The organism is Suicoccus acidiformans (assembly GCF_003546865.1).
GTDB classification, from domain to species: Bacteria; Bacillota; Bacilli; order Lactobacillales; family Aerococcaceae; genus Suicoccus; species Suicoccus acidiformans.
Genome location: NZ_CP023434.1, coordinates 673,666 through 695,125, shown reverse-complemented (window position 1 = coordinate 695,125; position 21,460 = coordinate 673,666). Strand labels below are relative to the sequence as shown.

Genomic DNA, 21,460 nt, shown 5'->3' with positions numbered 1-21,460 from the left:
GCTCAGCAAATCCTCAATAGGTTTGCTGAGCTTTCTATTATATCAATATCTTCAATTAGTTAGCCAAAGCTTCTTTTGCTTGGTCAACTAAAGCTGTAAAGGCATTGCTATCGTTTAAAGCGATATCCGCTAACATCTTACGGTTGATGTCGATGTTTGCTTTCTTCAAGCCGTTCATTAATTGGCTGTAGCTGATGCCGTTTTGGCGAGCAGCTGCATTGATACGCGTAATCCATAAACGCCGGAAGTTACGTTTCGTTTGTTTGCGGTCACGGAAAGCATATGTGTAAGATTTCATGACTTGTTGTTTAGCCATCTTGTATGAAATACTTTTCGCTCCGTAATAACCTTTTGCTAATTTAATTGTACGTTTACGACGTTGACGTGTGACATATCCACCTTTAACACGTGCCATGTATGATTCCTCCTCTAGTTAATTGCTTATTTTGAAACTAATTGGTCAATGCGTTGTTGGTCTGTCTTGTGAACTAAGGCAGCTTTTCGCAATTGACGACGCTGTTTCTTAGTCTTACCGTGCATACGGTGACTTGTAAAAGCTCTAGAGCGTTTTAACTTTCCAGATCCCGTTCTTTTAACGCGTTTTGATAAACCACGATGAGATTTTTGTTTTGGCATTGTAGTAATCCTCCTAAGTAATAATATGTGTTATTAGTCGTCAGACTTTGGTGCTAGGATGGTGAACATGCTACGTCCTTCCATCTTAGGCTTCGTCTCAACCGTTGCAACATCACTCGTATCATCAATAAAGTCTTCGAGTACATCTCGGCCAAGATCCTTATGCGTAATCGCACGACCACGGAAACGAATGCTCGCTTTCACTTTATCGCCTTTTTCCAAGAATTTAATGGCTTGGCGTAGTTTCGTTTGGTAATCATGATCTTCAATCGACGGACTTAGACGAACCTCTTTGACGTTAATCGTTTTCTGATTACGACGTTGTTCCTTTTCTTTCTTTTGCATTTCATAGCGATATTTACCATAATCCATAACTCTTGCAACGGGCGGTTTGGCATTGGGTGAAACCAAGACTAAATCTAAGTCAAAAGACCCCGCTAGTGTAAGTGCATCATCGATTGACTTGACACCAAGTTGTTCACCGTCATCTCCAATCACACGGACTTCCCGTGCACGGATTTGTTCATTGATCGGTAATTCTTTAACGATAACTCTCCACCTCCAAAGTAGTTTGAGCACAAATAAAAAAGCCAGTTTATATCCCATAAACTCGCCACTTCCATCAGTTTACATACGTACTCTACCTTGTTCAAGAATCGTATCTTACTAATATTTGCCAGGTAACACGAGCCACATGGCGAGAAACGGCGTGTTTCTACTTGTTTTCTCAACGGACATAACTATATCACAGCTTTACGTTCGATGCAAGAAGATTTTTACATTTTTGGAAAAATATTTCATCCACAAATGATAATGTCTCAAGTGAACGTAAATGAAAATGTCCCACTTTAGTGTATAGTAAAGCTAAGGAGGGATCTCAATGGAGGATTATCTTAACATGAATGAGAAACATAAATATAATATCATCAAGGCCGTCGTCAATGGACGGAAATCCAAAGCTCGTGCTGAAGTGGAATTAAACTTATCCAGACGACAGATCAATCGATTGATTCTTAAATACAAACAAGAGGGGCGAAAAGGCTTCAGACACAAGAATGCCAACCGCAAACCTTCTACAACCATTGACCGTCATACTCGAAAACGAATTGTTCAGCTCTATCGCTCGAAATACTATGACTTTAACTTCACGCACTTCCATGAAAAACTTCAAGAAGTTGAGGGGGAACACCTCTCTGAAAGCTCGCTGAGAAATATCTTGAAGGAAGTGCACATTGTCTCGCCTCTGGCTACCCGTCGAACTAAACGGCGTGTCGCTAAAGAGCTCGAAGACAAAGCGGACAAGAAAGGCTTAACCCATCACGAAAAAGATACCTTACAGGGGGTTCAAATCGTTGAAAACTCAAAAGCACACCCGAGTCGTCCTCGATGCAAATATGCTGGGGAACTGCTTCAAATGGATGCCTCACAGCATCCATGGTTTGAGGCGGATGAGAACGATTACTACCTCCATGCCGCCATTGATGATGCCACTGGCACGGTCGTAGGCGCTTATTTCGCGGCACAGGAGACGCTTGAAGGCTATTACCAAGTCTCACATCAATTCCTGACCCACTACGGTATTCCTCATCGCATTTTGACGGATTATCGCAGTATCTTCTCAGGGGCCCACGCACCAAAAAAGGGCGCTGCTCTTGAAGAGCAGGCCCTCACTCAATACGGATATGCTTGCCAGACACTCGGAATTGAACTGGAAGCGACCTCAGTCCCCCAAGCTAAAGGACGTATTGAACGTCTTTTCGGTACATTTCAAAACCGCTTACTTCAAGAAATGCGGTTAAGTGGTATCCGCAATATGGATGAAGCGAATCAGTTTCTAAGGGACTACCTCCCGCAGTTTAATCAAAAATTCGCTCACCCCATTAAAGATAGCATAAATGCCTTTGAAAAACTATCAGCAGACACAAATCTCAATCAGATCCTCGCTAAATTTGCCCTACGTGTCATTCACTCTGGTCATACCGTTCGATACAACAACCAAGTCTATCATCTTTACGACCAGCATGGGCAGCAAGTCTATTTGCCAAGAAAAACGAAAGTCATGGTTATTAGCACTCGTAATCAACAACTCTTTGTCTCTCATAAAAATCAACTCTTTGAGCTGATTGAAATGCCGTCACACCAAGCTGTGTCTAAAACACTGGATATTCAGGAAGCTCAACCTAAACCGAAGCCACACATTCCACCCATGTCGCATCCGTGGAAAGCTCAATCTTATCAACAATATCTAAAGAAACAAGAATACATAAAGAAAAAAGAGCTAGTTGAAGTGACATCTTGATCCTTCGTGATGAAGGGCGATGCGCTCTTTGTATCGCCCTTTATTGCGAAGCAACCAAGCGAAGCGCGGTAGTTTTTTACTCCCTTTCTTTGCACGTTAAAAAACAAAAAATCGGGACATTTTCATTTGTGCTTGACAGAAGATTTTTACATTTTTGGAAAAATATGTCAACTATAGAGGCAAATATCCTGACCATACATAAGCAAACCCAGAAAAAAACGCCAAGTTCAAATAAACTTGGCGTTCTTCCTCAGTCGTATTATAAGAGGAGTCTATTCAGTTAAAGAATAGGAATTATGACTGACAAATTATTTTTTGAGGCCTTCTACAATTGTATCGACGTTTGTCTTGTAGCAATCGAAGTAGTTACCAGCGTTCTCTTCATCTGTACCCATGGCGTCTGAGAATAACTCGCCACCAATTCCTAAGCTTCCACCGCGTGCCTCAACGGCTTCAATAAGTGCTTGAACGTTACGGTCAGATACGGAAGATTCGATAAATACAGCTGGCACCTCTTCCTCGATAACTAAGTCAGCAGTAATGGAGATGTCTCCAGTACCTGCTTCTGTTTGAGTATTGATTCCTTGAATACCTTCAACACGGAAATCATACTTCTCACCGAAGTAAGAGAATGCGTCATGGGCTGTAATTAAGATACGATCTTCTTCTGGTAATTCTGCAACTTTATCTTTCACGTATTGGTCTAATTCTTCCAAACGTTTAGAATAGTCTTCATAATTTGCTTGGTAGTAGTCTGCGTTATCTGGGTCTAAAGCCGCAAATTCGTCAGCTACTAATTTCGCTGCTTGATCCCAAATTTGGATGTCGAACCAAATATGTGGATCGTCTTCAAGGTCTTTTCCTTCATATTTATAATCAAGGATTTGATCTTCTGTAATAGCTTCATCTAATGAGAAGATGTTTGCGCCTGATTTTTCCATTGATTCGAATACATCCGTGAACATCGCTTCTAAGTGAAGTCCATTGTATCCAATTAAATCTGCATTGTTTAATGCATCAATGTCAGATGGGGTTGGCTCATATCCATGCGGGTCTACCCCTGGTCCCATTAAGCCTGTAACATTTACATGTTCTCCACCAATATCTTGAGCCATATCAGCTAAGTGTGTTGTTGTAATTACCACATTTAACTTACCGTCTTCTTGCGCTTGAACAGTTAAACCGCCAAATACATTAACAACGGTTGCCAAGACAAGGAAAAGTTTCACGAAAAATTTCTTCATCGTAAAGATTCCTACTTTCTGTAATTTATTTCTGATGAACTCGCGCTCACTCAGCTATGATATTAGTCTACCCTAAAACTTTGTTTAGGTCAACCTAATTAGACAAAAAAATCAAAAAAATGAGCAGATATTTCTGCTCAAGTAACTTTTATAATTGATGTGCCTCTTCTTCCAAAGCATTCTGTCGACGTTTACGATTGACTAAATTTCTTAATGCACCCTTTTTCGGTGAGAACAAGAAAGCGATAAAGACGACAATCCCTGTCACTACTGCGATCACACCAGCATAGGACAAGTCCATCGAATAAGCAATCCGTACACCAACAATACTATTGAAGACGGCCGCAATCAGGCTAATCGTAATAACGTGCCCTAATTTATCCGCCAGTAGATATCCAATTAAAGCTGGCCCTACCATAAAGCCAACGACTAAAATCGAACCAACTGATTCAAAGGCACCCACTGACGTAAGCGACACTAGGGTCATCAAGCCGTAATGAATCGCAATCGTAGAAAAACCGAGTGATTTGGCATAATTTGGGTCAAAGGTTGATACCTTCAATTCCTTATAGAAGATTGCAATGAAAAGTGAATTAATAACGAAGATAATCATTGAACGCCAGAAGGCCGTTGGCCCCAAGTCCATTCCATTCCACCGCACTCGTTCAAAAACCGTAAAACCTAACTCGCCAGTAAAGACCGCATCCACATCCAAGTGAACATCGCCTGCATAACGGGTAATTAGAATAATCGCAATCGAGAATAATAAAGGAAAGACGATTCCAATCGCCGCATCCTGATCGACTAAACCGGTACTGCGCAAGGCTTCGATGAGCCAGACGGTGAAGACTCCAATTAAGGTTGCCCCGACCATCAGAAGCGGCGAGTCCAAGTCATGTGTTACGAAGAATCCTAGCACAATCCCCAAAAGCACCGTATGCGTAATCGCATCCGAAACCATGGTGGACCCCCTAAGCACTAAGAACACACCAACAATGGCACAAGATAGCGATACTGCTATCCCAACCAAGGTAATATCAAATAATAGGTTCATTAGTCAGCAACCTCCCGTCTCATTTGTTCTTTTAAGGCTTGTTGCTTGCGCGAGCGATTAATTTGGGTGGCAATTACACCCCGACGCGGCGCAAAGAATAGACTGATTACAGTAATGATTGTAGCAACAACCACAATTGTTGCACCAGTTGGTATTTCTGTTCCTAAAGAGGAAATAAAGGCACCTACCACGCCAGAAATTAAACCGAAAATCCCAGATAAAACAACCACAACTGACATTTGGTTAGACCATTGACGGGCAGCGATTGCTGGATTAACAAGCAGGGCACTAATTAACACCACGCCTACTGCTTCTAAGCCGAGCACAATTGTAATAACCGTTAACAACGACAATAAATAAGCAAATCGGTGATATTTACCTGGTAAAGTCTGAGCAAAAGCCTGGTCGAAGGTAATTAACTTAAATTCTTTCCAGAAAACCACAATCAGAGCAATAATGATAATGCCTGTGATGACAATCGTCTGCACATCACTTCGTAACATGCCACTGGCCTGTCCAAAGATAAATTTATCTAAACCAGCTTGGGCTGCTGTTGGAATCTTCTGCACATAGGTCAAAAGCGCTGTTCCTAGCCCGAAGAAAGTTGATAGAACAATAGCTAGGGCCGAATCTTGTTTGACAACTGATTCATGATCACTCATCCAATTTATCAACCAAGTAGCAATTAAACCTGAAATCGTAGCTCCCAAAAGTAAAAACCCCATATTTCGCTCGAGAATGAATATGAAAACCAGAACTATTCCCGGTAAGGCCGCATGCCCCAAGGCATCCCCCAACAAACTTTGCCGTCTAAGTGTTAAAAAGACCCCTAAAACTCCACTAAGAAGACCTAAGGCTCCAGTACCTAAGGCTACTGTTTGAAAGGTATGGTCTTGAAGTACTCTAATAACTGTATCCATTAGCGACCCGCAACCTTTCTGGCTTTAGTTTGATCATACGCATCACTGGCCTCTGTCTTAGCAACAATTGAATCGCCGAGATTTCGGTCTTGCTTATAAGTCTCGTCAATGTTTTCTTGGGTAAAGGTCGTATCGACTGAACCGAACGTGACTATCTCACGATTAAGGAATATAACATCATCGAAATACTCTTCTACCGTATTTAAGTCATGGTGCACGGCAATAACAGTCTTACCTCGGTTTGCTTCTTGGCGAAGGAGGTCCATCAGAACCTTCTCAGTTTTAATGTCTACTCCAGCCAAAGGTTCGTCAAGAATGATAATTTCTGCTTCTTCACAAAGCGCTCGAGCGAGGAAGACGCGTTGGCGTTGGCCGCCCGAAAGCTGAGAAATTTGTCGATTAGCGAAACTTGACATGCCGACTTTCTCTAAATTCAAACGGGCAATTTTCTTATCCTCTTTGCGTGGTCTTTGAGCGAACCGTAAATGACCGTAGCGTCCCATTAACACGACATCAAAAGCCGTCGTCGGGAAATTCCAGTCGACACTTGATTTTTGGGGGACGTAAGCAACTTCTTGCTTGACTTTATCATAGGAGACATTCTGCTGCCCTTTAACATTAAAATCCACTTCGCCACTAATCGGTTTCAAAAAGCCGAGCATAGCATTTAATAATGTTGATTTTCCTGCCCCATTCGGACCAACAATGGCTGTTATTCTCCCAGAATTAAAATGCACATTCACATCCCATAAAACGGGATTCCCTTCGTAAGCAACGGTCAGATGCTTAACTTGAATACTTTCTGTCATCTTCTCCTCACGTATCCTTTCTTAATCGGCCACATATATCTAACATGAAGCAACTTTATAAAGTTTATAATACCAAAGTTAGTGTACCCTAAAATAATATTTAGGTCAACCAAAGGATGCGAATTCAAGATATATTTCGAACTTCATATGAAGGTTCCCTAATTTGTGAAGTGAAGATTCTACTAGCAAAAATATAGACCTGTCCTTGATTAATTAAGCAGCAATAAGCCGATGTAAACCAGAATTCTGAAAGTGCTACCCTGCTTTGTAGAATACTATTTTTGCATCTTAATTAACTTAACATCGCTAGTGAATAGTTAGCAGATATTAAGCAACCTCATCCTAGTGGCGATTAATTATCTATACTATATCAATCATTGACTCATTATTTTTAATAAAGAAACTCTTCCGCCAGTCTGGATTTCTCAAGCAAAGCCTTATATAACTCACTCTCCTCGAGCAAGTATGCATGACTACCCATCTGATCAATTCGGCCCTCATTCATGACTACAATCTTATTGACATTCTCAATCGACTTTAATCGGTGAGAAATGATAATCACTGTCTTATTAGCCCCAGCTGATTCAAACTATTCTGAATCTTTGTCTCATTTATCACATCTAAGTTTGAGGAGAGTTCATCCAAAAGAAGAATTGGCGCGTCTTTCAAGAAAGCTCTTGCTATGGAAATCCATTGCCTTTCCCCGCCAGAAAGTTCAACCCCCTCTTCCCCGATAAACGGGTCATAGCCTTGGTCAAGTTCCAAGACAAATTCCTCACAACCAGCCATTCTCGCAGCTTCTCTGACCTCTTCATCTGTGGCATCTGGCCTACCGATACAGATATTCTCAAGCACCGAGTTATTAAATAGGCTCACGTCTTGGAAGACCATTGAAATCTTGGCGAAAAGTGAATCCGTAGAGATATCTTTAATATCATACCCATCAATTAAAATCTTCCCAGAGTCATAATCATAAAGCCTGGAGATGAGCTTCAACAAGGTTGTCTTGCTACGACCAGACGGCCCAACAATGGCTGTAACCTGACCCATCTGAGCCGTAAAAGATACATCCTGAATGATATTTGTTCTTGCCATCATAGGCAAAATTAATGCCCTCTAACTGAATATCAAAAGACTGTAAATCCACAGCCTTCCCCTCTTGTATAGGGGTGGTGTTAATTTAGCGAATTTTCTCAATTTTCGGTTCAATGTGGAGGGCCTCTAGTATAACTTCATTCGAAATATCCAGTAAGTCCTTTAGTTTAATCGATACTAGCAAATAACCTATAAATATCGGTGGATTCTATAATCAACTTAGCCACCCAAAATAAAGAACATCAAGTGAATTTCATGCTATATTGAAGTTACCACAACTCTCAATAGATAAGGATGAATTCACGTAACGCAAATTCATGATAACACAGCTACTAAAAAAGGGACACATCTTTCTTATCAAGAACGTTGCCAGATTGCTATTCTTAAACAAGAAAACTATTCAAATCGAGCTATCACAGCTAGTCTTAATCGGGCGCCCCAAACCATTCATAATGAAATCAAGCGAGAGACTGTTAAACAAAAGAAAAAACAAGTCCAGAACGGTAAAGAGCATGTTTATTACTACACTGTTTATGATGCTGATAAGGCTCAGGCGGCTTATGATAACCAGCGTTTAAATTGTGGAAGACGTCCTAAATCGGCAGATGAAAAAATGCTCGAAGATCATTGGTCCCCTGATGTGGTCGTTGGTTTTGCTAAGCGACAAGAGCTATTTGACCCAAAACTGATTCCTAGCACGACTACTCTCTATAATTGGATAGATAGTGGCATTATGCGCACTAAAAATATGGACTTACTGGAGAAACTCTCTCGTAAACCTCGTCAAAAGAAACGGTCAGCTAAGGAAAATAAGCGGATTTTAGGAAATTCAATTGACGAGCGACCTGAAGAAGTTGAATCTCGTGCTCATTTCGGTCACTGGGAAATTGACACGGTTATCGGACAAAAAACTAAAGGGGACGAAGTCTTATTAACCTTAGTCGAGAGAATGACTCGTTTTGAAGTTCTCCTTAAGTTGCCGGGTAAGACTTCCAAAACTGTTTGTTTAGCAGTGTCCCAGCTCAGAGAGCGCTGTGGCGATGACTACACTCGTCTATTTAAAACAGTCACAGCAGATAATGGAACCGAGTTTGCTTCCTTACAAGAAGCCCTCCAAGAGACAGTATTCGCCTACTTTACGCACCCATTTGCTTCTTATGAAAGAGGGACGAGCGAGCATCAGCATAAATTCATCCGGCGATTTCTGCCGAAAGGTCAAAAAATATCGGAAATTTGTGATCAGCAGATTTTGCGCATTCAACAATGGATGAATCGCTACCCACGAAAGATCTTGAACTATCAAAGCCCTTGCGATTGCTTTTTAAAAGCTTTTCGTCAAGAAGGTGCTGCAGCTTAAAATCTGTTCGCCTTGACAACGAGCCTCCGCCGGGCTGGCTTAAAGGCTGGTGAAAGCTAGGTTAGCCAGCTTTGGCCAAGAGCCTACCAGACCGACGCTCATTGTAAAGCCGAACAACCAAGTGCAAATAATTCACATGTAGGTCTTTAGTTTTAACAAAGTGGCTAACTTAAACTTGAAATTTACGAAAATTTTTCTCCTTAAATATTATTAATTAATATTCAAAATCTTCAGCTAACTGAGATTTTTCTACCAAATCTTGGTATAATTCTGAATCTTTCATCAAGGAATCATGATCTCCAATAGAATCTACCCTACCATTATTTAAAACGACAATCTTGTCTGTTTTTTCAATTGATTTCAGTCTATGAGAAACAATCAATACTGTTTTATCTTCTATGAGCTTATTCAATGATTCCTGGACTTTCATTTCATTGATGACATCTAAAGATGAGGAAATCTCATCCAATAATATAATGGGTGCGTCTTTTAAAAATGCTCTGGCAATGGATATTCTTTGTCTTTCTCCTCCGGATAATTTCGCACCATTTTCACCAATATAAGTATCATAACCGCCGTCCAGTCTATCAACAAAGTCTTGACAATTTGCTAATTTAGCAGCCTGAATGACCTCCTCATCACTCGCATCTGGTCTCCCTACCCTAATATTTTCTAGGACACTTTTGTTAAATAAAATCACATCTTGAAAGACCATGGATATATAATTAAATAGGGTTTCGGTTGCTATAGCCTTAATATCAACGCCTCCTATGGTTATTGATCCTGAATCATAGTCATAGAGACGAGATACTAACCTTAATACTGTCGTCTTACCACATCCCGAAGGCCCAATAATTGAGGTTACTTGATCTTGCTGAGCTGTAAATGTTAAATCCTTGATGAGGCCCTGTCCTTCATAATAAGAAAAACTAACATTTTTAAACTCGATATCAAAGGAATCTAAAGTAATATCCTCTTTACCTGTTTGTAAAGGTTCTTGCTTAATGGATTTTATTCTCTTTACTCTTGAATCAATATAAATAACTTCAGAGATATTCATATAAAGACTTTGTAATCCATTGATTAACTTGACTGCAGCTAGAATGTATCCTAACAGCATCACTAAATTTGTCTCTCCATCTATATATAGCTGGCTACCAAAATAAATGGTCATACCTAGTGATAAAACGACTATAATTTGAGAAAGTTGTAAAGGTAATGCTTGAGATAATTCTGATTTAATTTGTTCATTTTCTCTTACATCTTGAAACTCAACTAAGTCATGTCCGACATCATTTTTAAGTCCGTAGGCTCGAATCTCTTGATTAAGATCAATCGCTTTTTGGAATTTTTCAGTATTTTCTCGATTCACTAAATAGAATTTTCCTGTTGCTTTTTCCTGCATGGACTTAGAGAGATAAAAAAGTATCATACCAACAAGCATTGGAATCACGACACATAAACCCAGTTTAAAATCTCCCAATAGTAATAGCACTGATACAATCAGCAAATATGGGATAAATCCATGAAAATCTGGGAGTGCGTGACTTAAGGCATGTTCAATATCTGAAACATCTTGCATAATCGTTTGCGCTACATCAGATAAATTGTGCCGACTATAATAAGATAGAGGTAATTCTCGTAAGATTTCGGCAATCTCTATCCTTAAATTACTTGCCTCTTGATACGTTTCTTTATAAGTTGCTTCATATTGTCGCTCAATAATAATATACATGATAATCCCTGTCAGTAGAATTCCAATGATATAAAAATGAACAGATTTTAAGTTTTGATATAAGAGACCTTGAACAAAATACATAATGATAATAATAGGCGCCATAAAGGCTAAGTATTTGAAGAATGAAGCGATAGAGGATCGTCTAAGTCCTTTAGCGCCCTCTTCCGTTAACTGGTATCGGTCCATAAATCTTTTAATCACTCTTAACCCTCCATTCATTTGCTTTGGCATACATTTCTTGAAATTCTTTATACTTACTATCTGCAGCCATGAGCGTTTCATGGTCTCCTCTTTCGATAATTTGGCCTTGGCTCATCACGAGAATTTCATCGACATTTCGGATCGAAGTCAATCGATGGGCAATCATAATTACGGTTTTTCCTTCCATCAATTTAGCAAAAGCTTGTTGTATCTTATATTCATTATCCGCATCGGCTGCTGCAGAAGCCTCGTCTAAAATAACGATATCCGCATCCTTTAGGATCGCTCTAGCGATCGCAATTCTTTGTGTTTCTCCCCCAGAAAGGCTCACTCCTTCAGTTCCCAACATCGTATGAACACCTTGAGGGAGTTTATCAATAATATCTCGGCAAGACGCATCTTTTAGCGCTTGCATGACTTCTTGGTCACTTGCTTCTGGCCGTGCTAACTTAACATTTTCAAATACTGTCAAATCGAAAAGTTGTGCATTCTGAAAAACCATCGCGATTTTGTTATTGAGAAATTCTTCGCTATATGATTCTAATAGCTTATCTCCGATGAGGACCTGACCTGAATCGACTTTGTAGAATCCTCCAATCAACTTAGCTATCGTGGACTTACCTGATCCTGACCCCCCAATTAAAGCATAAGATTTTCCACCTTCAAGTTTAAAGGATAGATTTTCTATCACAGGTGCATTTTCATAAGAAAATGTAACATCTTTAAACTCAATATTTGTATTTTGCAGATCTTCATAGGTGCTGTGAGAAATCTTTTTTTCTTCCATTTCTTCAAATAGATTTTCCATCTTATCTACAGCTTCTTTTGCCATAAACATGTCTGATCCGACATACATGATTTTTGTCATTGATGTAAAAATAACACCTCCAATAATCGCAAAGAAAATGACCTTTGCTGCGATTTCTAAAGGTTCAGAACCTCGAGTTAATGTATAAATTCCGTAAGGAATTGTAAAACTGATGTAGAGATTGAGTATCGTTTGAAAACTAACATAAGGGTGTTTACAATTGATGGCATGTTGGTAAGTCAGATTAGAATATTCCTTGATTGCTTCATAGAAACTCTTAAAAGTATATACACTGGCACCAAAAATTTTAACCACTTGCATGCCTCGTACATATTCAACTGTCTCGCCATTGAGTCTTTCAAGAACTTTGAGATATGCTTCCATAAACGAAGAATCACTCATCATCCCTTTAAGACAAATAAATGCAAATATCAATGCTAAAAATAGAAGAACCCCAAAAGTAATGTCAATGTTGGTAGCAACAATAATTAAGAGTATGGGTGCAATAATTGCGGAAGTAATATCAGGAATCATATGTGCAATGATCGAATGCGTATTACTCGCATTTTCATTGATAATTTTATTCACCTCTCCAGATGAATGATTATCAAAAAAATGAAATGAACCGTCAACTACATTCAATGCTGATTTCTTTCTTAAATTTGTCTCTACCCTAAATCCTAATATATGAGACAGAGCGACGCCTATAAAATATAAAAAGATGTATGTTATTAGTAAGACAATCACTACTACAGCATACTGCATTGCTTCTTGCAAATTATTTGAGGCTAATAGTGCTTCTAAAAACTTCCAAATATAAAAATAAGAAAAAACCTGAGCAATTGCTGAGAGTCCCGTAAAGAAAATGGCTAAAACAAGTTCCCTTTTTTTCTCCGGTGCATAAGATAAAAGTCTCTTGTACCCATCCATCATCAAACCTCCTTAATTTTTGACAAAATTTCCCTGTCATCAATTTTAGGTTAACCTAAAAATGCTTTTCTGTCAATATTTTAAAGAAATAATAAGGTGTCAAAATTACAAAATTGTTATGCTTATTTTATTTATTTTGAATCAGAAATAAATTGGTGGATTGTATAATCAACTTAGCCACCCAAAATAAAAACATCACATGAATTTCATGCTATATTGAAGTTACCACAACTCTCAATAGATAAGGATGAATTCACGTGACGCAAATTCATGATAACACAGCTACTAAAAAAGGGACACATCTTTCTTATCAAGAACGTTGCCAGATTGCTATTCTTAAACAAGAAAACTATTCAAATCGAGCTATCACAGCTAGTCTTAATCGGGCGCCCCAAACCATTCATAATGAAATCAAGCGAGAGACTGTTAAACAAAAGAAAAAACAAGTCCAGAACGGTAAAGAGCATGTTTATTACTACACTGTTTATGATGCTGATAAGGCTCAGGCGGCTTATGATAACCAGCGTTTAAATTGTGGAAGACGTCCTAAATCGGCAGATGAAAAAATGCTCGAAGATCATTGGCCCCTGATGTGGTCGTTGGTTTTGCTAAGCGACAAGAGCTATTTGACCCAAAACTGATTCCTAGCACGACTACTCTCTATAATTGGATAGATAGTGGCATTATGCGCACTAAAAATATGGACTTACTGGAGAAACTCTCTCGTAAACCTCGTCAAAAGAAACGGTCAGCTAAGGAAAATAAGCGGATTTTAGGAAATTCAATTGACAAGCGACCTGAAGAAGTTGAATCTAGTGATCATTTCGGTCACTGGGAAATTGACACGGTTATCGGGCAAAAAACTAAAGAGGACGAAGTCTTATTAACCTTAGTCGAGAGAATGACTCGTTTTGAAGTTCTCCTTAAGTTGCCGGGTAAGACTTCCAAAAGCGTTTGTTTAGCAGTGTCCCAGCTCAGAGAGCGCTGTGGCGATGACTACACTCGTCTATTTAAAACAGTCACAGCAGATAATGGAACCGAGTTTGCTTCCTTACAAGAAGCCCTCCAAGAGACAGTATTCGCCTACTTTACGCACCCATTTGCTTCTTACGAAAGAGGGACGAGCGAGCATCAGCATAAATACATCCGGCGATTTCTGCCGAAAGGTCAAAAAATATCGGAAATGAATGATCAGCAGATTTTGCGCATTCAAAAATAGATGAATCGCTACCCACGAAAGACCTTGGACTATCAAAGCCCTTGCGATTGCTTTTTAAAAGCTTTTCGTCAAGAAAGGGCTGCAGCTTAAAATCTGTTCGCCTTGACAACGAGCCTCCGCCGGGCTGGCTTAAAGGCTGGTGAAATCTGGGTTAGCCAGCTTTGGCCAAGAGCCTACCAGCCCGACGCTCATTGTAAAGCCGAACAACCTAGTGTAAATAATTCACATGTAGGTCTTTAGTTTTAACAAAGTGGCTAACTTAAACTTGAAATTTACGTAAATTAGTTATGACTCAAAATCTCTAATGCACAAATCCACACCCGCATCTTTAAAGTCATTTAATAAATACGCATATGGACTCGGTTTGCTAGTTACCCGGTTCACAGTGGCTTCTGTAAATGAAATCCCTTCACCTCCTCGAACTTTTGCCTGATACGCTCTGATTTCTGTATCATATTCACAAAGGGCTTGGTATTTGCCCTCTAAAGAGCCATACGTATTCGTGCTAACCTTTATATCTAAGGGCAAACGTGGTGACAATTCAGGATCCTCAGCAGGATAACCAAAGCCTAAGCCTAAAATTGGAAAAGTTAGTTCAGGTAGACTTAATAAATCTCGTATCACAGGAACATTATCGGCAACTGTAGAAAGAAATAAGCCCCCTAAGCCGTCCGCCTCAATTGCGTTCATCATATTCTGAGCAGCTAGGTATGTATCGCCGATGCTAACAAGCCATTGGTCGAAATAAAAGTGATGCTCCACTTCAGGAGCTTTAAGGTTAGCAATTTGCTTAGAGCGATATAAATCAATGACGAATATCATAAGTTCAGGCAAAGCCTTAACATAATCCTGTTTAATTGCCTCTGCAATTCTATGTTTTAATTGCTGGTCGGCAATCCGAATAACTGAGTAGGCATGACTTCCTCTGCAAGCTGTCCGCCTCATTACTTCAAGATAAAGTTGCGCCTTTTCTTTCTCAATTGCCTTATCTTGGTATTTACGAATCGAACGATACTTCAATTGCTTTTGTATAAAAGTATTCATCTTATCACCTCCTTTTATGAACTACGTGTTATTGTTTTAGATATACAAAAAAATCTTTGCTTTTCCACTTAATGTCAAGCCCTATTTAAAAACTAGGCCGATATTGTGCCATTTACTACAAGCGGATGCTAGCACTCCTTCAATCCTTAAGCTTTGCGATTAGCCCGATCTTTCTTTATTACTTTCAAGAATGGTACTCTGCGCTCTTTTATGTGCAGAAAGTTTAAGCGTCGGATTCTGCCCTAGTGAACAGAGTTCGCTAACACAGCTAACGCATCCCGGCCTCTAACTTGGCGATAATCGCTTTGAAGAAGATCATAACCGAAATCTTGCTAAATACTATTTAGGCTACAGATTCGGCTTTGCATCTGAAATACTAAACGCTTGAGCACAAACCCCTAAATCCTTCTTCACAGTAAGTGATTGTGAGCTAGTTAGGCAGAAACGAACTTAATGCGATAGAAATCTTAGTCTTAAAAACCCAACACCTTAGAATTTGTGCAAAAACACAGGCTTTAAATGAAAGTCAGTGTAAGCCCCCAGGGAAGATGTTATAATACAAGCTATGAAAGGAATGATGCGGTGTGACATCAATCGATATAATTCGTCAAGAAATTATGGCTGACCCGATGAATGCTGAATTCACTCAAATGGGTTGGGAGCCAATCTTTCAAATCCCCCCAGAGGCGCGCATTTTAGTAGCTAGTCAAGCCCCAGGTATTCGCGCCCAAGAAGCCAATCAGAGTTTTAAAGATTCCAGCGGGGATTTATTACGTATCTGGATGGGGGTGGATGAGGAAACCTTCTATGAATCAGGGCTAATTGCGATACTACCAATGGATTATTACTTTCCAGGCAAAGCCAAATCCGGCGACAAACCACCCCGCAAAGAAGTTGCACCCAAATGGAATCAACGCATTCTTGATACAATGCCGAATTTAGAACTGACATTACTCATTGGAGCCTATGCCCAACAGTTCTACTTGGGCAAGCAAAGAGAGCGGAACTTAACCGAAACTGTTCGCAATTATTCAGCCTATTTGCCAAATTATTTCCCACTTGTGCATCCGAGCCCATTAAATATCGGCTGGCGCAAGAAGAACCCTTGGTTTGAACAGGAAGTGGTCCCTCATTTACAAAACTTGGTGGAGAATATTTTGGTGGAATAATGTGATATTTAATGAATTATTTAAGAGTTTTATAATTCGTGTTGCGCTTGCCCCTGAATATTCGCTATAATGGATAGGTAAATTGTCAAATAGGAGGGATTGTAACTTGTTAACAAGTCATCGCGTGAAGCATTTTGTCAAACTTGGTTTAGCTCTAGTGCTCTTTGCACAACCAAGTGCGCAAATCTTCGCCTTATCAAAAACACCAGATTTAGGATCTAATGCAACGAATATCCAACCAACCGAAGATTACGTTGAGCCCGAAGAGTATCCGCAAAAGCTGAAAGATTGGTATGCTCAGAATATGGATGCTCGCTCATATATTGCAGTCGATGCCGAAACTCATCGAGTCTTAGCTCAAAAAGAAGGAAATACTCCGTACCCCATCGCTTCAATGTCTAAAGTCATTTCAATTTATTTAGTTTATAAGGCTTTAGATGAAGGCGCCTTAAAGATGGACCAAATGATTACCGTTTCTGATGCAATTGCTGAGGGCATCGCATCTAATGTCAACCTATCCAACGTCGGCTTAGTCGCTGGGGTAGAGTATTCCGTCGAAGATTTAATTTACGGCGTCATGTTAGAATCAGGCAATGATGCTACATCTGCTTTGATGTGGGAAATCTACGGCTCTGAAGAAGCTGCCGTGCAAGCCATTCGTGATCAATTGCAAGCATGGAACATTACCAACTTCCAATTCTACTCTACTTCCGGTGCTCCGAATGAAGAGTTACCAGAATCGCTATGGGTTGCTGGCTCTGGCGTAGATGATGAGAACATCATGTCTGCTTCAGATGTTGCTTTGATGACACAATATGCTGTTGAAGCATATCCAGCAATTCTTGATGTCACTTCAACGCCTGAATATCTCTTCAAGGAAGGGACCGAATATGAACGCCCTTTATATAATCCGAACTTATTGCTACCTGGTGCCTTATACGGCCGCGAAGGAAACCTCGGTGTGAAATCTGGCTTTACAGATGACGCCGGACGTAACTTTGTTGCTGTTGGAGATGAGAATGGACGCCGTATTGTCTCTGTGGTCATGGGAGTCGTCGGAGAAGATCCTTCGACGGGCGAACCCCTTACCGCTTATTGGGACCAAGAAATTCTTTTAGATGGTTTATTAGATTACCCAGAGCTCTATCAGAATGAGAATCTCCCAACGAATCTTCCGGCCGAACCAGAGCCTGAAGAAGTTGAAGAAGAAGCAGGAGAAGCTACCGAAGAGCCGGCCGATCCAAACCTAGAGAATCGCCGCGATAACCCACTAACCAACTTCATGCGGAATATCTTCAGTATCTTTAATTAACACGCTATATAGCATATACTTTCAAAAAAACAGGCATTTATTCAGCTTGAATAAATGCCTGGGCTTTTAGTTTCACATTCACCGACTCGATACTTATGATATAATTGTACGTTCCTCCGAAAAAAACATTCCCTCCAAATCTTCGAGACTGCTGATAAGCCTCACGTATTTCTATGAGCGGGACCCAACAAAGAGATACTTCCAAATCTCTTCAACGACCACATTGAACACTTGGACATCATATTAAGCACACCCAGCTAGCTAAAGCTTTATGCCTTGCCTATAGTCCACAACCACACCAAAAACTCCCTTCCAAATATCCTCAACAGGATTTCCGAAAGGGAGTTTCTTTATTTCCTTTGAATTAACTAATGCAACCCCTGCCTTAATGTGGGAAATTTATATCTCCGAAGAAGCTGCGGTTCAAGCAATTCGTGCCCAATAAAATGAGGTGACGCTCATTATTATTCACTCACACCGTATTTATCATATAAACCCAAACTCCAATCACTCGCTACCCAATCAATCATCCCTTCACCCAGAACAGACATTTCATCCGTCATATAATCATACTTGTAATGGCCATTCCAAAGGATACGTTCTTGGTAAGTGGTTTCAATATAATAATAGGCGCCCGTATCAGACAGCTCCTCTTTGAGCGTATAGCGGAAAGCTTCTGGTGCATACCCTATCCGTTGGGCGAGATTATAAATAATATCCTGCTCATAGGTTGAGCCGTTCACATCGTAGAAATAATCAATGTTCTCCTGCAAAACTTCCCGGATACTCCGCCCGCCAAAAGGCCCTAAATGTTGACGCATGGCATAATATTCGACAGTCCTTTGAATATTCAAGCCGGCCAGCTCTTCTAGCGTCACGTCGTCAATGATTTGACTGAGCATAAAACTGTCATTATAAACATCGGTCGCATCATTCATCCGCTCAGCATGCCCGCTCATCTCACCATCGGTAATGACTTGATCTAACATTGCTTGGAAAATCGGTGCAATCCATGTTAAATCGGTCGCGCGCTTCATTCAGTACCTCAGGTGTGGCTAAATCAGGCAACTCTGAAAGTACGCTCGTCCACGGTTGAGTCATATCAATACCGATGAAAGCAATAGCCACGGCATCTTCTGCTGTGTATTCTGATATATGATGTGACGTAGCCGGCCCATCATATCCCGCCTCACATAACAGAATACTACTCAAGCCCAATAAGAAGATATTCCCTAATTTCTTCATTCGTCTCTCTTTTCTCGAAAAATGTGTAAGCAATCTCTCACTTTCATACCTACATTATACACGATTGCTCCTTAGGAATACTTAACAAGTCCCGAACAACCATTTTGCACGCTTGAACAGCTGAATTCCGGAGGTACATAAGGAGGTATTTAAAATAATAACGTAATAGCGGTCTTTTAGTAACTTACGTCGCAAGACCTTCATTATGTATGCCGGGAATTCAAAATCGAAAAAATGCCCCAAGTTAATCAAGGCTTGGAGCATCTTGTGTTTTGTGGAGTGTGTGGATTTTCTTGCGTCTGACAGTTTTGTATTCTTTTATCTGCAAGCCAGGTTGCGGATAGAAGCGTTCGTTAGTCCTCTACGCCTCTGCCTCAGCACCCTCTACTGGACGACTTTTAGTGGCAATATCTGCTCGAATCGCTTGGATAAAGTCCGCTAGTGGCATCGTTTCTTGTTTTTGCGAGCCGTAGCGACGAATATTAACCGTGCCATCCGCCACTTCCTGGTCACCGATAACGAGTTGATAAGGAATCTTAGAGGTTTGCGCTTCACGAATCTTATAGCCCAACTTCTCGTTACGCAAGTCCATCTCAGCGCGCAGCCCATTAGCTCTCAATTCATGGTAAATTTCCTCCACACGGTCCGCGTGTGCCTCTGTGCTAATTGGTAGCACAATTGCTTGGACAGGTGCGAGCCAGGTTGGGAAGGCACCTTTATATTCTTCAATTAAGTAAGCCACGAAACGTTCCATTGTAGATACGACACCGCGGTGAATAACTACCGGGCGATGCGTATTCTGTCCATCTTCGCCCACATAAGTCAAATCGAAACGCTCTGGTAATAAGAAGTCTAACTGGACAGTCGACATCGTTTCTTCTAGACCAATCGCTGTCTTCATTTGCACATCCAGTTTCGGTCCGTAGAAAGCCGCTTCACCTTCTGCTTCAAAGTAATCCAAGCCTAAATCATCCATGGCTTCTTTGAGCATACTTTGGGCTGTCTCCCACATTTCATCGTCATCGAAGTATTTCTCCGTATCTTCAGGGTCACGGTAACTTAAGCGGAAGCGGTAATCTGTAATGTTAAAGTCACGGTATACTTCTTCAATCAACTTCAAGACCCGGGTAAACTCCTCCTTGATTTGATCCGGACGAACGAAGATATGTGCATCATTCAAAGTCATCTCACGTACCCGCTGTAAGCCAGATAAGGCACCGGATTTCTCATAGCGGTGCATCATGCCCAGCTCCGCAATACGAATTGGCAGTTCACGGTATGAGTGAATATCATTCTTGTAAATTAACATATGGTGCGGGCAGTTCATCGGGCGTAAAACCAACATCTCTCCGTCACCCATATCCATTGGTGGGAACATGTCTTCATGATAGTGATCCCAGTGGCCTGAAGTTTTGTACAAGTCTGTCTTTGCCATAACAGGTGTATAGACGTGTTCATAGCCTAATTCTATTTCCTTGTCCATAATATAGCGCTCGATAACTCGGCGGATGGTTGCCCCTTTCGGTAACCAGAAAGGCAAGCCTGAGCCGGCTTCTTGACTAATCATAAAGATATCAAGTTCTTTACCTAATTTACGGTGATCGCGTTCTTGAGCTTCCTTGCGCATCTCAAGATAGGCATCCAAGTCTGCTTGCTTAAAGAATGCTGTTCCGTAGACCCTTTGCATCATCTTATTATTCGAATCGCCGCGCCAGTAAGCACCGGCCAAGGACAATAATTTAAAGACTTTAATTTTCCCTGTGGAAGGAACATGGCCGCCCCGACATAAATCCGTAAACTCCCCTTGGGTGTAAACACTGATTCGTTCATCTTCCGGCAAATCATTAATAAGTTCAATCTTATAAGGATCATCTTGGAAGATTTCTAAGGCCTCTTCGCGGCTAACTTCACGGCCTTCAATCGGATAGTTTTGTGAAACGATTTTCTTCATTTCTTTCTCGATTTTTGGCAATTCCTCTTCAGTAATAGGGTTTTCTTTATCGGTATCATAGTAGAAGCCGTTCTCAATTGCTGGTCCTACGCCAAAGTGAATGTCGGGATATAAACGCTTCAAAGCATGAGCTAGTAAGTGGGCTGCGGAGTGATTTAACAAAGCAAGGGCTTCTTCGCTTTTATCGGTTAAGATTTCAATGTGCCCATCGTGTTCAATCGGCTCATGAAAGTCAATCACTTCGCCATCCAGTTTGCCGGCAAGGGCCGCTTTTTGTAAGGATTTAGAAATTGATCCAGCGACTTCACTGACCGTGACACCTTGGTTAAATTCTTTCGTATTTCCATCAGGAAACGTTAAGGTAATATTAGACATAATCTTCTCCTTTATTGATTACTACACAGAAAAAAATCCCATTGATTGCACAAT

Annotated in this window: 19 protein-coding genes and 1 pseudogene; 5 read left to right on the top strand and 15 right to left on the bottom strand. The window is 40.6% G+C overall.

The genetic code is table 11. From position 1 onward, the window contains the following. Window positions 1-55: 55 nt before the first annotated feature. The 3 genes from rplT to infC are packed head-to-tail and all read right to left on the bottom strand — an operon-like array spanning window position 56 to window position 1,242. Window positions 56-415 (bottom strand): 50S ribosomal protein L20, encoded by a 360-nt coding sequence (gene rplT / locus CL176_RS03335; RefSeq protein WP_118990052.1) that lies wholly within the window; start codon window positions 413-415, stop codon window positions 56-58. A gap of 26 nt (window positions 416-441) precedes the next feature. Beyond that, window positions 442-636 (bottom strand): 50S ribosomal protein L35, encoded by a 195-nt coding sequence (rpmI, locus tag CL176_RS03330; RefSeq protein ID WP_118990051.1) that lies wholly within the window; start codon window positions 634-636, stop codon window positions 442-444. Between the two features lie 33 nt (window positions 637-669). Then, on the bottom strand, window positions 670-1,242 hold the full coding sequence (gene infC, locus CL176_RS03325) for a translation initiation factor IF-3 (protein ID WP_118990050.1): 573 nt from the start codon (window positions 1,240-1,242) through the stop codon (window positions 670-672). Window positions 1,243-1,516: 274 nt separating this feature from the next. Here infC and CL176_RS03320 point away from each other — a divergent pair, with 274 nt between their 5' ends. Then, on the top strand, window positions 1,517-2,935 hold the full coding sequence (locus CL176_RS03320; protein WP_118989613.1) for an ISNCY family transposase: 1,419 nt from the start codon (window positions 1,517-1,519) through the stop codon (window positions 2,933-2,935). 308 nt (window positions 2,936-3,243) lie between these two features. Here the strand turns inward: CL176_RS03320 and CL176_RS03315 are convergent, their stop codons facing one another. The 6 genes from CL176_RS03315 to CL176_RS12580 form a co-directional block, all read right to left on the bottom strand. Continuing rightward, entirely contained in the window at window positions 3,244-4,179 is a 936-nt protein-coding gene (locus CL176_RS03315) for a metal ABC transporter solute-binding protein, Zn/Mn family (RefSeq protein ID WP_118990049.1), read from the bottom strand. A 148-nt stretch (window positions 4,180-4,327) separates the two neighbouring features. Then, window positions 4,328-5,233 carry a metal ABC transporter permease gene (locus tag CL176_RS03310; protein ID WP_118990048.1) on the bottom strand — a complete coding sequence of 302 codons (906 nt, stop codon included), beginning with the start codon at window positions 5,231-5,233 and terminating at the stop codon, window positions 4,328-4,330. Further along, entirely contained in the window at window positions 5,233-6,153 is a 921-nt protein-coding gene (locus tag CL176_RS03305) for a metal ABC transporter permease (protein ID WP_118990047.1), read from the bottom strand. The genes CL176_RS03310 and CL176_RS03305 overlap by 1 nt, the downstream gene beginning before the upstream one ends. Further along, a complete protein-coding gene (locus CL176_RS03300) occupies window positions 6,153-6,962 on the bottom strand; it encodes a metal ABC transporter ATP-binding protein (protein WP_118990046.1) in 810 nt (269 codons plus the stop codon). Before CL176_RS03300 ends, CL176_RS03305 begins: the two co-directional genes overlap by 1 nt. A gap of 391 nt (window positions 6,963-7,353) precedes the next feature. Beyond that, window positions 7,354-7,524 carry a hypothetical protein gene (locus tag CL176_RS12585; RefSeq protein WP_240430579.1) on the bottom strand — a complete coding sequence of 57 codons (171 nt, stop codon included), beginning with the start codon at window positions 7,522-7,524 and terminating at the stop codon, window positions 7,354-7,356. Continuing rightward, window positions 7,521-8,060, bottom strand: coding sequence for an ATP-binding cassette domain-containing protein (locus CL176_RS12580; RefSeq protein ID WP_240430578.1), 540 nt, complete (start codon window positions 8,058-8,060; stop codon window positions 7,521-7,523). Before CL176_RS12580 ends, CL176_RS12585 begins: the two co-directional genes overlap by 4 nt. A 295-nt stretch (window positions 8,061-8,355) precedes the next feature. Between CL176_RS12580 and CL176_RS03290 the strand changes: the two genes are divergently transcribed. After that, the gene (locus tag CL176_RS03290) at window positions 8,356-9,414 is read left to right on the top strand and encodes an IS30 family transposase (RefSeq protein WP_118990045.1); all 1,059 of its coding nucleotides are present in this window, start codon (window positions 8,356-8,358) and stop codon (window positions 9,412-9,414) included. Window positions 9,415-9,628: 214 nt separating this feature from the next. On the opposite strand, the gene CL176_RS03285 is transcribed toward CL176_RS03290, so the two are convergent. Together CL176_RS03285 and CL176_RS03280 are read right to left on the bottom strand one after the other, a co-directional pair. Continuing rightward, window positions 9,629-11,434 carry an ABC transporter ATP-binding protein gene (locus CL176_RS03285; RefSeq protein WP_240430577.1) on the bottom strand — a complete coding sequence of 602 codons (1,806 nt, stop codon included), beginning with the start codon at window positions 11,432-11,434 and terminating at the stop codon, window positions 9,629-9,631. Continuing rightward, window positions 11,346-13,091, bottom strand: a complete 1,746-nt coding sequence (locus CL176_RS03280) for an ABC transporter ATP-binding protein (RefSeq protein WP_118990043.1) — start codon at window positions 13,089-13,091, stop codon at window positions 11,346-11,348. Before CL176_RS03280 ends, CL176_RS03285 begins: the two co-directional genes overlap by 89 nt. Before the next feature lie 257 nt (window positions 13,092-13,348). Between CL176_RS03280 and CL176_RS12975 the strand changes: the two are divergent. Further along, window positions 13,349-14,400, top strand: a pseudogene (locus CL176_RS12975) (IS30 family transposase). A 195-nt stretch (window positions 14,401-14,595) separates the two neighbouring features. On the opposite strand, the gene CL176_RS03270 reads toward CL176_RS12975, so the two are convergent. Then, window positions 14,596-15,354 (bottom strand): nitroreductase family protein, encoded by a 759-nt coding sequence (locus CL176_RS03270; RefSeq protein WP_118990042.1) that lies wholly within the window; start codon window positions 15,352-15,354, stop codon window positions 14,596-14,598. Between the two features lie 584 nt (window positions 15,355-15,938). On the opposite strand from CL176_RS03270, the gene CL176_RS03265 reads away from it, so the two are divergent. Both CL176_RS03265 and CL176_RS03260 read left to right on the top strand, forming a co-directional pair. Next, a complete protein-coding gene (locus CL176_RS03265; RefSeq protein WP_240430574.1) occupies window positions 15,939-16,523 on the top strand; it encodes a uracil-DNA glycosylase family protein in 585 nt (194 codons plus the stop codon). A 106-nt stretch (window positions 16,524-16,629) separates the two neighbouring features. Next, window positions 16,630-17,835, top strand: coding sequence for a D-alanyl-D-alanine carboxypeptidase family protein (locus CL176_RS03260; RefSeq protein WP_118990041.1), 1,206 nt, complete (start codon window positions 16,630-16,632; stop codon window positions 17,833-17,835). Between the two features lie 464 nt (window positions 17,836-18,299). Here CL176_RS03260 and CL176_RS03255 read toward each other — a convergent pair whose 3' ends face one another. From CL176_RS03255 to thrS, 3 genes are all read right to left on the bottom strand, one after another. Beyond that, entirely contained in the window at window positions 18,300-18,872 is a 573-nt protein-coding gene (locus tag CL176_RS03255) for a hypothetical protein (protein ID WP_118990040.1), read from the bottom strand. Continuing rightward, window positions 18,796-19,080, bottom strand: a complete 285-nt coding sequence (locus CL176_RS12200) for a hypothetical protein (RefSeq protein WP_162890803.1) — start codon at window positions 19,078-19,080, stop codon at window positions 18,796-18,798. The genes CL176_RS03255 and CL176_RS12200 overlap by 77 nt, the downstream gene beginning before the upstream one ends. A gap of 361 nt (window positions 19,081-19,441) precedes the next feature. Further along, on the bottom strand, window positions 19,442-21,406 hold the full coding sequence (gene thrS / locus CL176_RS03250) for a threonine--tRNA ligase (protein ID WP_118990039.1): 1,965 nt from the start codon (window positions 21,404-21,406) through the stop codon (window positions 19,442-19,444). Window positions 21,407-21,460: the final 54 nt, after the last annotated feature.

Bases quoted from the DNA above. Each gene is read 5' to 3' on its own strand.
- CL176_RS12200 (WP_162890803.1), bottom strand. From the start codon at position 19,080: ATGAAGAAATTAGGGAATATCTTCTTATTGGGCTTGAGTAGTATTCTG.
- CL176_RS03280 (WP_118990043.1), bottom strand. From the start codon at position 13,091: ATGGATGGGTACAAGAGACTTTTATCTTATGCACCGGAGAAAAAAAGG.
- CL176_RS03255 (WP_118990040.1), bottom strand. From the start codon at position 18,872: ATGAAGCGCGCGACCGATTTAACATGGATTGCACCGATTTTCCAAGCA.
- infC (WP_118990050.1), bottom strand. From the start codon at position 1,242: ATGGGATATAAACTGGCTTTTTTATTTGTGCTCAAACTACTTTGGAGG.
- CL176_RS12580 (WP_240430578.1), bottom strand. From the start codon at position 8,060: ATGATGGCAAGAACAAATATCATTCAGGATGTATCTTTTACGGCTCAG.
- CL176_RS03285 (WP_240430577.1), bottom strand. From the start codon at position 11,434: ATGAAACGCTCATGGCTGCAGATAGTAAGTATAAAGAATTTCAAGAAA.
- thrS (WP_118990039.1), bottom strand. From the start codon at position 21,406: ATGTCTAATATTACCTTAACGTTTCCTGATGGAAATACGAAAGAATTT.
- CL176_RS03300 (WP_118990046.1), bottom strand. From the start codon at position 6,962: ATGACAGAAAGTATTCAAGTTAAGCATCTGACCGTTGCTTACGAAGGG.
- CL176_RS03315 (WP_118990049.1), bottom strand. From the start codon at position 4,179: ATGAAGAAATTTTTCGTGAAACTTTTCCTTGTCTTGGCAACCGTTGTT.
- CL176_RS03305 (WP_118990047.1), bottom strand. From the start codon at position 6,153: ATGGATACAGTTATTAGAGTACTTCAAGACCATACCTTTCAAACAGTA.
- CL176_RS03270 (WP_118990042.1), bottom strand. From the start codon at position 15,354: ATGAATACTTTTATACAAAAGCAATTGAAGTATCGTTCGATTCGTAAA.
- rplT (WP_118990052.1), bottom strand. From the start codon at position 415: ATGGCACGTGTTAAAGGTGGATATGTCACACGTCAACGTCGTAAACGT.
- CL176_RS03310 (WP_118990048.1), bottom strand. From the start codon at position 5,233: ATGAACCTATTATTTGATATTACCTTGGTTGGGATAGCAGTATCGCTA.
- rpmI (WP_118990051.1), bottom strand. From the start codon at position 636: ATGCCAAAACAAAAATCTCATCGTGGTTTATCAAAACGCGTTAAAAGA.
- CL176_RS03320 (WP_118989613.1), top strand. From the start codon at position 1,517: ATGGAGGATTATCTTAACATGAATGAGAAACATAAATATAATATCATC.